At 38.4% G+C, this 14483-nt stretch carries 12 protein-coding genes; all 12 read left to right on the plus strand.

Annotated features, from left to right (window positions below):
* The 12 genes from QNH24_RS06135 to QNH24_RS06190 all read left to right on the plus strand — a co-directional run bounded on the left by QNH24_RS06135 (position 1) and on the right by QNH24_RS06190 (position 14461).
* Positions 1–780: an NAD(P)-dependent oxidoreductase gene (locus QNH24_RS06135; RefSeq protein ID WP_283871207.1), complete on the plus strand. Its 780-nt coding sequence runs from the start codon at positions 1–3 to the stop codon at positions 778–780.
* On the plus strand, positions 774–1364 hold the full coding sequence (locus QNH24_RS06140) for a dipicolinate synthase subunit B (RefSeq protein WP_283871208.1): 591 nt from the start codon (positions 774–776) through the stop codon (positions 1362–1364). The genes QNH24_RS06135 and QNH24_RS06140 overlap by 7 nt, the downstream gene beginning before the upstream one ends.
* Before the next feature lie 82 nt (positions 1365–1446).
* Positions 1447–2484 carry an aspartate-semialdehyde dehydrogenase gene (locus QNH24_RS06145; RefSeq protein ID WP_283871209.1) on the plus strand — a complete coding sequence of 346 codons (1038 nt, stop codon included), beginning with the start codon at positions 1447–1449 and terminating at the stop codon, positions 2482–2484.
* Positions 2485–2497: 13 nt separating this feature from the next.
* Complete coding sequence (dapA, locus tag QNH24_RS06150) at positions 2498–3415, plus strand: 4-hydroxy-tetrahydrodipicolinate synthase (RefSeq protein WP_054770648.1); 918 nt, start codon at positions 2498–2500, stop codon at positions 3413–3415.
* A 29-nt stretch (positions 3416–3444) separates the two neighbouring features.
* On the plus strand, positions 3445–3987 hold the full coding sequence (locus QNH24_RS06155; protein ID WP_283871210.1) for a hypothetical protein: 543 nt from the start codon (positions 3445–3447) through the stop codon (positions 3985–3987).
* 223 nt (positions 3988–4210) lie between these two features.
* The gene (locus QNH24_RS06160) at positions 4211–5878 is read left to right on the plus strand and encodes a ribonuclease J (RefSeq protein ID WP_283871211.1); all 1668 of its coding nucleotides are present in this window, start codon (positions 4211–4213) and stop codon (positions 5876–5878) included.
* A 155-nt stretch (positions 5879–6033) separates the two neighbouring features.
* The gene (locus QNH24_RS06165; protein WP_283871212.1) at positions 6034–8319 is read left to right on the plus strand and encodes an FtsK/SpoIIIE family DNA translocase; all 2286 of its coding nucleotides are present in this window, start codon (positions 6034–6036) and stop codon (positions 8317–8319) included.
* 186 nt (positions 8320–8505) lie between these two features.
* A complete protein-coding gene (locus tag QNH24_RS06170) occupies positions 8506–9234 on the plus strand; it encodes a GntR family transcriptional regulator (RefSeq protein WP_283871213.1) in 729 nt (242 codons plus the stop codon).
* Positions 9235–9288: 54 nt separating this feature from the next.
* The gene (locus tag QNH24_RS06175; protein ID WP_283871214.1) at positions 9289–10374 is read left to right on the plus strand and encodes a BMP family lipoprotein; all 1086 of its coding nucleotides are present in this window, start codon (positions 9289–9291) and stop codon (positions 10372–10374) included.
* 541 nt (positions 10375–10915) lie between these two features.
* Positions 10916–12454, plus strand: a complete 1539-nt coding sequence (locus tag QNH24_RS06180; RefSeq protein ID WP_283871215.1) for an ABC transporter ATP-binding protein — start codon at positions 10916–10918, stop codon at positions 12452–12454.
* Positions 12454–13500 carry an ABC transporter permease gene (locus QNH24_RS06185; RefSeq protein ID WP_283871216.1) on the plus strand — a complete coding sequence of 349 codons (1047 nt, stop codon included), beginning with the start codon at positions 12454–12456 and terminating at the stop codon, positions 13498–13500. Before QNH24_RS06180 ends, QNH24_RS06185 begins: the two co-directional genes overlap by 1 nt.
* Position 13501: 1 nt before the next feature.
* Complete coding sequence (locus QNH24_RS06190) at positions 13502–14461, plus strand: ABC transporter permease (RefSeq protein ID WP_283871217.1); 960 nt, start codon at positions 13502–13504, stop codon at positions 14459–14461.
* Positions 14462–14483: the final 22 nt, after the last annotated feature.

Here is a 14483-nt window from a genome sequence, read left to right on the forward strand (position 1 = left end):
TTGGAAAACGAAAAGTGGCTTGTTATCGGTGAAGACTCACGATTAAAGGAATTAGCGACAATGTTAAGAAGCCCATCGAGAACGGTATTTTATAAAAGAACATCTGTTTGGAACGAAGAATTAAATAAACTAGTTTTAGAATTCCAGCCAAATAAAATTATTCTTCCTATACTTCCATTAAAGATTGAAGTAGAACAACTATATGGAATATCTCAGGTGAAGTTTTATACAGGGCGTTTAACTATGCATTGGAAGCAATTGCTAGAGAGAAATGAAACGAATTGCTATTTACAGCAAGAGTCTTTTATTTGGCAAAATGCAAGATTGACAGCAGAGGGATTTATCGCCACGTTTTACGGACTCGAGCAGAAATGTATTTACGGACAAAACTTTACAATCGCAGGATTTGGGCGCATCGCCAAAATGCTCGCTTCTTTACTTGTCAAGATGGGCGCTAATGTCCATATTGTAGCGCGTTCGGTTGTACAAGTGAGTGAAGCAAAAGCATATGGTTACAAAGCGACCAATTTAGATGATCGCAAATGGTCCATTAACGATAGTATTTTTATCAACACGATTCCAGCTAAGTGGATTACAGAGTCTTTTATAGAGCATGTCCCAGCAGTTTTATATGATCTAGCCTCGGAGCCAGGCTGTTTAGATATAGATGCTGAGCAACTACAAACATATGTACTATTGCCATCATTACCTGGGAAATACTTTGCACATGATGCTGCTGAAATATTGTGCAAGGCAATAGAGGAGGAAGAAAATTGCTAACGGGGAAACGAATTGGTTTAGGTATTACGGCCTCACACTGTACGTATGAGGATGTGATACCTAAAATTCAGAATTTCATCGATGTAGGAGCAACTGTTATCCCTATTATTACTCATTCTGTATTACATGCAGCTACACGTTTTGGTACTGGTGAGGAATGGATTGCTAAAATTGAGGCATTGACAGGCGAAAGAGTTATTTCTTCTATTAAAGAGGCAGAACCTTTTGGACCATCTAATCCTTTAGATGCCATGGTCATTGCACCAATGACTGGCAATAGTATTAGTAAATTTGCTAATGCTGCAACAGATAGTCCAGTACTAATGGCTGCGAAGGCAACATTGCGTAACGGCTCACCTGTGATTTTAGGCATTTCAACAAATGATGCACTTGGTTTAAATGGTATCAATATTATGAAGCTGCTTAATGCTAAAAATATTTATTTTATTCCATTTGGTCAGGATTCTCCACATTCAAAACCTAATTCACTCATTGCTGATTTCGATCAAATGGTTGCGACTGTTCAAGAAGCAATTACGCAAAAAAAGCAATTACAACCACTGTTGATACAATATTTCAAATAAATCAGGAATTACACACAATTTTCAGTATTTTTATGATACAATAGCACACATTATGGAACTTGTATTCAAGGAGAGATGATAGATGACAAAGCAGTTAACAGTTGCAGTTGTTGGGGCAACAGGGGCAGTAGGAACAAAAATGATGGAGCAACTAATTAAACGAAATTTTCCGATTGGCGCTATAAAGTTCTTAGCTTCTGCACGTTCAGCAGGAAAACCAATCGAATTTAATGGGAAGACATATACAATAGAAGAAGCGACACCTGAAGCTTTTGAAGGCGTCAATGTCGCTTTATTCTCCGCTGGTGGATCAGTATCAGCTGTATTAGCACCCGAAGCTGCAAACCGTGGTGCTGTTGTTATTGATAATACGAGCCATTTCCGCATGGATCCAGAGGTACCATTGGTTGTACCTGAAGTAAACAGAGAAGATTTAGCGAAGCATAAAGGAATTATTGCTAATCCAAACTGCTCTACAATTCAAATGGTTGCTGCACTTGAGCCTATTCGCAATGCATTTGGTCTAACAAAAGTGATTGTTTCAACGTATCAAGCTGTTTCAGGGGCAGGTATTACAGCTATTCAAGAATTAAAGACACAGAGCGCAAATTGGGAAGCAGGTAAGAATGTAGAAGCAAATATTTTACCTTCTGGTAGTGATAAACGTCATTATCCAATTGCACGTAATGTTATTCCACAAATCGATAAATTCACAGATAATGGATTTACATACGAAGAGATGAAAATGATTAATGAAACGAAAAAGATTATGCATGCACCAGAGTTAAAAGTAGCTGCAACTTGCGTTCGTGTACCAGTCGTTTCAGGACACTCTGAATCTGTTTATATTGAAGTAGAAAAAGAAACAACAGTACAAGAAATCTTTGACGTATTACGCAATGCACCTGGCATTGTTTTACAAGATGATATTACAACACAAACTTACCCAATGCCAATTTATGCAGAAGGAGAAGACGCTACTTTTGTAGGACGTATCCGTCAAGATTTAGATAATAATAAAGGATTCCACCTATGGATTGTTTCCGATAATTTATTAAAAGGCGCTGCATTAAACTCTATCCAAATTGCAGAAGCAATGCTTGAGGATAACTTACTATAAGAGGGGTGTAAGGATGAATTTAGGTCGAATTGGAACGGCTATGATTACTCCGTTCAAAGAGGATGGCACGATAAATTACCCAGAATTAGAACGAATTATTAATCACTTAATAAACAACGGTACAGATTGTATTGTTGCATGTGGCACAACCTCTGAAAATCCAACGATGTCCACAGAAGAAAAAATCGAAGTTGTCCGCTTTACCGTTGAAAAAGTGGCAGGGCGTGTACCTGTTATTGCAGGGACAGGGGATAACGAAACAGCTTATTCCATTGCAATGACACATAAGGCTGAAGAAAATGGTGCAGATGGTATTATGCTTGTAGCGCCATACTATAATAAGCCAAACCAACGAGGTATTTTCGCACACTTTGAAACCATTGCAAAAGAAACAAGTCTGCCTGTTATGCTTTATAATGTACCTGGACGTACTGGAGTCAATGTTGCTTACGAAACATCTGTTGCACTAAGTAAGATTCCAAATATCGCTTGGATAAAAGAGGCGAGCGGCAATTTAGATCAAATGGGCGATATTATTGAGAATGTAGACGCAGATGACAATTTCTTAGTATATAGTGGTGATGATGGTTTAACACTGCCACTACTAGCAATCGGCGGCGCAGGTATTATTTCAGTTGCTGCTCATGTTGTTGGTAATGATATGCAATTAATGATTAAGGCGTTTGAAGAAGGAAATCACAAGCTAGCAGCCAAAATTCATCGAGCATTACTGCCACTAGTACGTGCACTATTTGCTCAACCAAATCCTTCACCTGTCAAATATGCAATGACAAAATTAGGCTTTGATACACTTAATGTTCGTTTACCAATGATGGAGATGACAGATGAGGAAAAAGCTAATTTTGATCGAATTTGGGATACGTATCAAGAAAAAGCGAGAGGCTTTAGAGAATTAAATAGCTTTACTTAAGCATCAAAGACTTTAGTCAAATTTTAAATTTGTCTAAAGTCTTTTTACTTTTTAAAGGTGTTGCTCCTCTTAATTGTCATCATAGTTGGGAGTGCTCAGGTAAAGGCATTATCCGCTCAGGTGAAGGAGAAAACTGCTCAGGTAACAGCACTATCCGCTCGGATGAGAGAGAAAGTCGCTCAGGTAACGGCATTATCCGCTCAGTTGAGAGGGAAAACTGCTCAGTCAACAGCATTATCCGGTCAGATGAGAGGGAAAACTGCTCAGTCAACAGCATTATCCGCTCAGATGAGAGAGAAAGTCGCTCAGTCAACGGCATTATCCGCTCAGGTGAGGGAGAAAATCGCTCAGTCAACGGATTATCCGCTCAGGTGAGGGAGAAAGTCGCTCGGTCAACGGCATTATCCGCTCAGGTGAGGGAGAAAATCGCTCAGTCAACAGAATTATCTGCTCAGGTGAGAGAGAAAACTGCTCAGTCAACAGCACTAACTGCTCAGGTAGCATCCCATTCCGCTCAGGTAGGAGAAACCCCGCAAGTAGAAAAGAAAACCGCTTTAGAAGATAGTCCCTAGACAACTTTAAAATCAAATAGTTTTCACATCTAGTAGTCAAAATTTTAGACCTTCATCTATGTAAGACTTTTACCTTTCCTTCCATCTAAGAGCAACAGGGATTTGTAATAAATTTTTTGTTTCCATCATGAAACATGTATTTTTAATTTGTGCAAAAGCTTTGCAAACCGTATAATGAAAATTAAGTGGTTGCTGTTCGGGATATCTTTTAGGAGGAAATAAATTGACAAAAAAGAAAAATGAATTAATTCGTATCATTCCACTGGGTGGTGTGGGCGAAATTGGTAAAGCAATGTACGTAGTAGAAATTGATGAGGAGCTATTTGTAGTAGATAGCGGCTTAATGTTCCCGGAAGACGAAATGCTGGGCATTGATATTGTAATTCCAGATATTACGTATTTAGAAGAAAATAAAGAACGTGTGAAAGGCATTTTCTTAACGCATGGCCATGAAGATGCGATTGGCTCGATTGCCTATGTATTACAAAAAGTAAAAGCACCTGTGTATGGATCGAAGCTAACAATTGCACTTGCTAAGGAACATTTAAAGGAATTACCTGCACCACATCAGGTGAAATTCTTTGAGGTTACCAATCGCAGTCGCATGAATTTCAACTCAACGTATGTAACATTCTTCCATACAACACATAGTATTCCCGATTCGTTAGGGGTAGTGTTCCATACATCTGAAGGAGCAATTGTTCATACAGGTGAGTTTAAATTCGATCAATCCGCAACAGGTAAATTTAAGCCTGATTTAGCTAAGATGGCACACTTAGGAGAAGAAGGCGTTTTTATTTTGCTATCTGAGTCATGTGAAGCGGAGCGACCAGGTTATACGACATCTGAGATTGTAATTGAAGAGCAATTATCAAAAACATTCCATTCAGCACCAGGTCGTATTTTAGTGGCTGTGTATGCATCGAATTTTATTCGCATTCAGCAAGTGTTTACGCAAGCTCAAAAATCATTCCGTAAAGTTGTCATTGTTGGGAAACCATTAGAAAAGGCTGTGGATTTAGGTGTACAGCTAGGTTATTTAACAGTTGAAGACGAAACAATTATTCCTATTTCAGAAATGCATAAATATCAAGATGATGAGATTATTATAATTGCCACTGGTAATCGGGGAGAGCCGCTTGATGCGCTTGAAAAAATTGTACGTAAGCATCATCGAGACATTAAAATTAAGCAGGATGATACAGTCTTAATTACTTTTACACCCTCACCTGGCATGGAAGTACAGATGGCTAATACCATGAACTCTATTTCAAAAGCAGGTGCTGAAATTTTGACATCTAGTAAAAATGTTCATGTATCAGGTCACGGAAGCCAAGAAGATTTAAAGCTAATGCTTAACTTGATGCAACCGAAATACTTTATTCCTGTACAAGGGGAGTACCGTATGCTGATTGCGCATTCTAAACTTGCTCAACAACTGGGTATGCAAAAATCCCAAATTTTTATCGCTGATAAAGGGGATATCGTTGAGTACAAGAATGGTAAAATGCGTATGAGCGGGCGTGTACAAGCTGGTAATGTTTTAATTGATGGTATTGGTGTTGGCGACGTAGGTAACATTGTTCTGCGTGATCGTAAATTATTATCACAGGATGGTATTTTCATTGTAGTTGTCACATTAAACCGTGCTCAAAAGAAAATTGCATCTGGACCAGAAATTTTATCACGCGGTTTCGTTTACGTTCGTGAATCAGAGGAGTTAATGGTGGAGGCTTCTGATATTGCGAAGAATGTTATAGAAAAATATGTTGGTAAAGATACATTTGAATGGACAAACATTAAACAAGATATTCGAGATACACTGAACACATATTTATTCCAGAAAACAAAGCGCCGCCCAATGATTATCCCAATCATTATGGAATATTAAAAAACTCATCGTTCAAGCTTTGAGTGAGAAATGAATGAAAAAGGATTTTCTAGCCGAGTGTACACGGTGGAAAATCCTTTTTTTTGAAATAATTAAGTTCTACATGCTAGGATTCATTTCATATATAGAATGGATTGTAAAAGAGGGTGAAATAGATGGCGACTAGTAAAAGAAGAAAAGTCACTAAAGGAAAAGGAACAACCGAAAAAAAAGAGATGCATCCGCTGATGTTTGAAATTTTAGGACTCATCTTAATTGCAATTGCCGTTATTATCATTTTTGAATATGGCATGATTGGACGTTTTCTAACAACGATAGCAATGTTTCTTTTAGGAAATTTGTATTTTGCTGTGCCATTTATGCTTATATTTGTTGCATTATTGCTAATGATTGGTCGGAAAAAAGTAAGTTTGAAGGACCGTCTAATTTTAGGAATGTTCCTAATTGTTATGAGTTTAACAATTTTTAGTCATGGAATACTTTTTGAACAATTATCAAAATCAGGTGGTTTATTATCAGAATCTGTATTGCGAGAATCCTGGCGTATTTTAATTAATACAGAGGGTGTTGTTCAGCGAAGTAGTGCACTTGGCGGAGGAATGATTGGTGCCCTCCTATTTAGTATGCTACATGTTTTGTTTGAGGCTTCAGGGGCTAAGGTTGTTGCATGGGTGATTTTCTTTATAGGGTTAATTTTAGTTACGGGAAAAGCACTTGTGCCTTATTTAGCTGAAAAAATGCCTGCTCTTTTTGGTAAATGGCAAAAAAAACAAAAAGAGAAGAAAAAGAATGAACCAAAGAAACCTAAAAATCGCCGATCAACAAGAGACACAATGGAAGAAATCGCTGCTGTTGATCTTACTAATGAAATACAAGAAGAAGAGGAAATTTCCCATGAACCTATTATCTCAGCCTTTACTCAAAATGTTTCTCATGAACGAGAAGTGTTTGAGAGTAATGACTTTGAGGGTATTGAACATGGAGAGATCGTAGATGATGTCCATATCCAAGGCGCTGATGCAGTGGAAAATGCAGATTATCAACTTCCCTCTTATAATTTATTACAATTGCCACCGCAACATGACCAAAGTGGTGAATATTCAGTAATTCAGGCAAATGCAAAAAAACTAGAGCAAACGCTGCAAAGTTTTGGTGTAAAGGCAAAAGTTACGCAAGTTCATTTAGGACCAGCAGTAACTAAATACGAGATATTGCCAGACATTGGCGTAAAAGTAAGTAAAATTGTAAACCTTCAGGATGATCTTGCATTAGCGCTTGCTGCAAAGGATATACGGATGGAAGCACCTATCCCTGGAAAATCTGCAATTGGTATTGAAGTACCGAACAGTGAGGTAGCCATTGTCACATTACGGGAAGTATTAGAGTCGAAGGATGGAGCGAAGCCAGAAGCTTTATTGCAAGTTGCGTTTGGCCGTGACATTACAGGACAAGCTGTACTTGCTGAGCTTAATAAAATGCCACATTTACTTGTTGCTGGTTCAACTGGTAGTGGTAAGAGTGTGTGTATAAATGGCATTGTTGTATCCATACTAATGCGTACAAAACCACATGAGGTCAAATTGATGATGATTGATCCAAAGATGGTGGAATTAAATGTTTATAATGGGATTCCTCACCTTTTAGCGCCGGTTGTTACGGATGCGCGAAAAGCATCTCAAGCATTAAAAAAAGTCGTTGCAGAAATGGAACGTCGCTATGATTTGTTTTCACATACGGGTACACGAAATATCGAAGGCTATAATAACCACATCCAAAAGGTTAATGAACAAACTGATGAAAAACACCCAAAATTACCTTATATTGTTGTGATTGTGGATGAGTTAGCGGATTTAATGATGGTTGCCTCAAGTGATGTCGAGGATTCGATTACTCGTCTAGCGCAAATGGCACGTGCTGCTGGAATTCATTTAATTATTGCCACTCAACGTCCAAGTGTAGATGTACTTACAGGTGTCATAAAAGCAAATATTCCTTCCCGAATTGCCTTTGCAGTATCTTCCGCAATTGATTCCAGAACGATATTAGATATGGGTGGCGCTGAGCGATTATTAGGTCGAGGGGATATGCTATTTTTACCTGCTGGTGCCTCAAAGCCAAAACGTGTACAAGGTGCCTTTTTATCAGATCAGGAAGTAGAGTCAGTTGTAAGCTTTGTTATAGAACAGCAAAAAGCGCAGTACCAGGAAGAGATGATCCCAACAGAAGAAGATACGATTCTTGAGGAAACAGATGAATTATTTGATGAGGCTGTGCAATTGGTTGTAAGTATGCAGACGGCTTCTGTTTCCATGCTACAGCGCCGCTTCCGAATTGGCTATTCGAGAGCAGCTCGCATTGTCGATCAGATGGAACAACGAGGAATCGTCGGCCCTTCGGAGGGAAGTAAACCCCGACAAGTACTTGTTCATCAATACGATTAATCAACATAATTGCGGATATTGTTGTATATTTAGCAAGTTGTTTAGAATGTACAAATACAATTCAAAATTGATAGTAATTACGCTAAGGTGTAATTGATTTCAGTCTGCAAAAATGTTATATTTATGAACGATTAGTAGGAATGTTGTACATCAGATGTCTGATCTCTGATATTGGTGGTGATATATGTGACTATTAAAGCAGATCATCGTCATCTCTATCTTCAAGTAATTGATCGTTTAAAGTCTGACATTGAAACAGGCGTTTTCAAGGAAAATGAAAAATTGCCTTCAGAATTTGAATTATCTAAATCACTAGGAGTCAGTCGAGCAACACTTCGTGAGGCGCTTCGACTGTTGGAAGAGGAAAATGTAATTGTGCGTCGACATGGGGTAGGTACGTTTGTCAACCCCAAGCCATTGTTTACATCAGGCATCGAGCATTTATCGAGCATTTCTTCCATGATTGAGACAGCTGGTATGGAGCCCGGTTCCCGCTTTTTAAAGGCGACCGAAAACATACCTTCTGAGGAAGATTTAAAACGCTTCCAATGCGATGACGAAGATAAAATACTCACGATTGAACGTGTCAGAACAGCCGATGGGGAGCCTGTAGTTTATTGTATAGACAGATTACCGGCTAGCTTTCTGCCAACTGATTTTGTAGAAAAAAAAGAGGTTTCACTCTTCTCTGCACTTGAACAATCTGGGAAAATTCATGTGGCCTATGCTGTAACATATATAGATCCAGTAGGGTATCATGAGCAAGCGTCACCGATTTTAAATTGTGGCCGTGAAACAGCTCTTTTAGTATTAAAGCAGTTACACTACGATGATCATGATCAAGTAGTGCTCTATTCAAAAAATTATTTCCGAGCTGATAAATTCAGCTTCCATGTAGTTCGTAAACGGGTGTAGAACATTTCTAAATATTTTTCCTGCTAATTACATTACCTTTGGGGGGTTAACACAATGAAAAAACGTAAATTTGGCTTAGTATTATCATCAGTTTTAGCGGCGAGTGCTATTCTTGGTGCATGTGGCGCGAAGGAAGAAAAACCAGCAAAAGAAAATGAAAATGCATCATCAGGCGAAAATAACAGCGAAGAAGCATTCTCAGTAGCAATGGTTACAGACGTAGGTGGTGTGGATGATAAATCATTCAACCAATCTGCATGGGAAGGTGTTAAAGCCTACGGTAAAGAACATGGCCTTTCAAGAGGTGAAGGTGGTTTTGAATACCTACAATCAAAAACAGATGCTGACTATGAAACAAACCTAAACAACTTAATTCGCCGTAATTTTGACTTAGTTTTCGGTATTGGCTTCATGATGGCTGACGCTGTGGAAGCAGTTGCTGCAGATAACCCAGATAATCATTTCGCATTAATTGATGCAGAAGTAGAAGCTGACAATGTAGTAAATGTTATGTTCAAAGAGCAAGAAGGTGCTTTCCTAGCAGGTGTTGCTGCTGCGAAAATGACTAAAACAGGTAAAATAGGCTTTGTAGGTGGCGTAGATATCCCAGTTATTAACCGTTTCGAAGCTGGTTTTATAGCGGGAGCAAAGGCTATAAATCCTGATATTGAAATCCAAGATAAATATACTGCTGCATTTGATAAAGCGGATCTTGGTAAAATCACAGCGAACAGCATGTACTCTTCAGGTGTAGATATTATTTTCCATGCTGCGGGTGCCACTGGTAACGGTGTTTTCTCTGAAGCAAAAGAGCGTAAAGCGAAAGATCCTAATGCAAATGTATGGGTAATCGGTGTAGATGCTGACCAATACGATGAAGGTAAAGTAGACGATAAAACAAATGTAACGTTAACTTCTATGTTAAAAGGTGTTAATACAGCAGTAGTAGATATTTCTAATAAAGCGAAAAACGGTAAATTCCCAGGTGGTCAAACACTTACTTACGGTTTAGCTGAGGATGGTGTAAAACTTGCGGATTCTCGTGGCGCAATCCCAGAGGATGTACAAGCAGTAATTGACGAATATAAAGGAAAAATTGCTAGCGGTGAAATCGTCGTTCCAGAAAAAGTGGAAAAATAATTCATCTCTTGATCATCATAAGGGACTTTTAGCAGACCCTTATGATGATTTTTCAATCTATCGTTATATTTCGACTATTTATACTATTTGATTATTTTAAGATAGAGCTAGTATTTCAAAATATAATCGCGAGTTTATGAGTATTGATGGAAACAAATTAATAGAAGAAAGGTTTCTAACGATGACCTTTCCTGTATTAATTTATCTTCATTCAGCAGAAGACTCCTACCTCTACAGGTGGTGAGATGAATGCGGTTTTGGTATGGATCTTCATTCAGAAAAATACTGACCTCTATTGACAGGGCAAAATATGAGTGAATTTTTTGTTAATTTGGAAAGCCTATTGCCCACTGAGCGAAGATAGAAATATTGGCTATCATTACAATGATAGTAATATAGCTAGTATTAGAGTTAATACAAGTCTTCATATCATTTCAAAAACTGGACGTATTGCTTATCTGTATCAAAAGTCTAAGCATCAGATACGAATACGCCATAGCGAAATTTATTTACAAAAGTGCCTATTAAGGGAGTGACTAAATTGGAACATGTGATTGAGATGCTAGGGATCCGTAAAGAATTCGGAGATTTCGTGGCGAATAATAATATCACCCTCCAACTGAAAAAAGGCGAAATCCATGCATTGCTAGGCGAAAACGGTGCAGGTAAGTCGACTTTAATGAACGTCCTTTTTGGTTTGTATCAACCAGAGGGAGGCGAAATTCGAGTTCGTGGGAAGGCTGTTAAAATTACAAACCCGAATGTTGCCAATGATTTAGGTATTGGTATGGTGCATCAGCACTTTATGTTAGTGGAAAACTTTACAGTAACAGAGAACATTATTTTAGGTACTGAACCAACTAAAATGGGGATTGTTAACATTAAGGATGCAGCTAAAAGTGTACAGGCTCTTTCTGAAAAATATGGTTTAGATGTTGATCCCTATGCGAAAATTGAGGATATAACGGTTGGGATGCAACAGCGTGTTGAAATCTTAAAAACTTTATATCGTGGAGCAGAAATTTTAATCTTTGATGAACCTACTGCATCTCTAACACCTCAAGAAATTACTGAATTAATACAGATTATGCGTCGTTTAATTGCAGAGGGAAAATCTATTATTTTAATTACCCACAAACTAAAAGAGATTATGGAAGTTTCTGATCGTGTAACAATTATCCGCAAGGGTGAAGGCATCGGAACTGTTGTTACAAAAGAAACAAACCCAGAACAACTAGCAGAGATGATGGTTGGGCGTCATGTAGAATTTAAAACAGTGAAAACAGAGGCTACACCTACAAAAGAAGTACTTTCCATTGAAAATGTGGTCGTTACAGACTACCGTAATATTGATAAAGTAAAAGGGCTTAACTTAAAGGTTCGTAAGGGTGAAATCGTTGGTATTGCAGGTATTGATGGCAATGGACAGTCCGAATTAATCGAAGCCATTACAGGTCTGCGTAAAATCAAAAGTGGTTCTGTGAAATTAAATGGTAAAGATATAACGAATATGAAGCCTCGAAAAATTACAGAGGCGGGTGTTGGGCATATTCCTCAAGACCGTCATAAGCATGGTTTAGTGTTAGATTTCCCAATTGGGCATAATATTGCCTTACAAACCTATTACCAGCCTCCAATTGCAAAGGGCTTTGTTATGGATTATAAAAAGGTATCTGAAAAAGCACAACAGGTTATTAAAGAGTATGATGTGCGTACAGGTAATGGTGAAATGACGCCAGCTCGTGCACTTTCTGGTGGTAATCAGCAAAAAGCGATTATTGGTCGTGAAATTGATCGTGATCCAGATTTATTAATCGCGGCATTACCAACGCGTGGCCTAGATGTAGGGGCAATTGAATTTATTCACTCTCGCCTGATAGAACAACGTGATAAAGGAAAAGCTGTTCTGTTAATTTCATTTGAATTAGATGAAGTTATGAATGTTTCAGACCGTATTGCTGTTATTTATGAAGGACAGATTGTAGATGAATTAAATCCAAAAGAAACTTCAGAACAAGAGCTTGGCTTATTAATGGCAGGTCAAAGTAAAAAGAATCATACGAAGGAGGGGAACGACTAATGTCAAATCGTGTCATTAATATACTCGTTCCTGTCATCTCTATTATTATCGGTTTAATTGTTGGAGCTATCGTAATGGTAGTCAGCGGCTATGATCCAATACAAGGTTATATCGCTCTTTGGACAGGTATTTTTGGAGATTCATATTCAATCGGGAACACAATCCGTCAAATAACACCGTATCTTTTGGCAGGTCTTGCTGTAGCATTTGCCTTCCGTACAGGTTTATTCAATATTGGTGTTGAAGGTCAGTTAATTTTAGGTTGGCTCGCTGCCGCATGGGTAGGATATGCATTTGAATTACCTAAAATTATTCACTTACCATTAGCATTGCTTGCTGCAGCAGTTGCAGGTGCATTTTGGGCCTTTATTGCAGGTTTCTTAAAAGCGAAATTTAAAGTTCACGAAGTAATTGCGACAATTATGTTAAATTACACTGCGCTTTATATTGCGAACGCAGTGATTAAAAGATTGTCAGATGGGAGCTTTAAAACAGAACGTATTCATGAATCAGCTTCATTACGTTCTCCGTTTTTAAGAGAGCTTACAGACAATTCAAGTCTTCACTATGGGATCATTGTTGCACTTTTAATGGTAGTCGTGATGTGGTTTATTTTAGAAAAAACAACACGTGGGTACGAGCTAAAAGCAGTAGGATTCAATAAAAATGCTGCCGAATATGCGGGTATGAGTGTCAATAAAAATATTATATTAGCAATGACGATTTCAGGTATGTTTGCTGGACTTGGCGGTGCGATGGAGGCACTGGGTACTTTCCAAAACGCTTCTATTAAACCAGGCTTTACAGGTATAGGTTTCGATGGTATTGCTGTTGCCTTGCTTGGTGCGAACACGCCACTAGGGGTTGTGTTTGGAGCCTCATTATTCGGCTCACTTAAATATGGTGCGTTAAATATGCCAAACGCTGCAGGGATCCCAGAGGAAATTGTTTCTATTATTATCGCGTTAATTATTTTCTTTGTAGCTTCTGGCTACATTATTCGAGTTGGATTACAAAAGTTGAGTAAGAAAAAGGAGGGGCAATAACATGACCTTTTTAGAAATGTTATATTTTATCATCCCTTCTGCGATTCTTTATGCAACACCATTAATCTTTACGGCCATCGGTGGTGTTTTCTCTGAACGCTCTGGTGTTGTTAACATCGGGCTAGAAGGTTTAATGATAGTTGGAGCCTTTGTTGGTATATTTGTCAATTTAGAATTTGCTTCAACATTCGGTGCAGCAACTATTTGGGTGGCAATGCTTGCAGCTATCGTTGTAGGAGGTATCTTCTCACTTTTCCATGCTGTTGCCTCAATCTCCTTCCGTGCCGATCAAACGGTATCAGGGGTAGCCATCAACTTACTAGGTTTGGCTGCAACAGTCTTTTTAGTAAAAATGATTTATGATAAAGGTCAAACAGATATGATTGACCAACCTATTCGTCGTTTCGGAATCCCTTATTTAGAGGATATTCCATTTTTGGGTCCTTTATTATTCAAAGAAGTTTATAGTACTTCTATATTAGCTTTTGTAGTAGCAATTGGCGCATGGTTTATCATCTATAAAACGCCATTTGGTTTACGTCTTCGCGCAGTCGGTGAGCACCCAATGGCAGCAGATACAATGGGTATAAATGTTAATAAAATGCGCTATATTGCAGTTGTGATCTCAGGAGCCCTTGGTGGTCTTGGTGGGGCTGTCTATGCCCAAACTATTACGCACGACTTCTCACATGCAACTATTGCTGGGCAAGGGTTTATGGCTATTGCAGCAATGATTTTCGGGAAGTGGCATCCAATCGGTGCACTTGGTGCTGCATTATTCTTTGGATTAGCGCAAACGTTAAGTATCGCAGGGAACCAAATGCCATATATCCAAGAGATTCCGGCAGTATACCTACAAATTTTACCTTATGTCTTAACAATCCTTGCATTAGCTGGCTTTATCGGTAAAGCAAGTGCACCAAAAGCTAGTGGACAGCCTTATATTAAAGGTAAACGTTAAATAATAGGTAGCTAAATGTCTT

This window comes from Lysinibacillus pakistanensis, from assembly GCF_030123245.1.
Taxonomy (GTDB): Bacteria; Bacillota; Bacilli; order Bacillales_A; family Planococcaceae; genus Lysinibacillus; species Lysinibacillus pakistanensis.

What these genes read in the sequence shown, in the direction of transcription:
- QNH24_RS06175 (WP_283871214.1), top strand. Translation starts at nt 9,289, where the DNA reads ATGAAAAAACGTAAATTTGGCTTAGTATTATCATCAGTTTTAGCGGCG.
- QNH24_RS06185 (WP_283871216.1), top strand. Translation starts at nt 12,454, where the DNA reads ATGTCAAATCGTGTCATTAATATACTCGTTCCTGTCATCTCTATTATT.
- QNH24_RS06190 (WP_283871217.1), top strand. Translation starts at nt 13,502, where the DNA reads ATGACCTTTTTAGAAATGTTATATTTTATCATCCCTTCTGCGATTCTT.
- QNH24_RS06165 (WP_283871212.1), top strand. Translation starts at nt 6,034, where the DNA reads ATGGCGACTAGTAAAAGAAGAAAAGTCACTAAAGGAAAAGGAACAACC.
- QNH24_RS06145 (WP_283871209.1), top strand. Translation starts at nt 1,447, where the DNA reads ATGACAAAGCAGTTAACAGTTGCAGTTGTTGGGGCAACAGGGGCAGTA.
- dapA (WP_054770648.1), top strand. Translation starts at nt 2,498, where the DNA reads ATGAATTTAGGTCGAATTGGAACGGCTATGATTACTCCGTTCAAAGAG.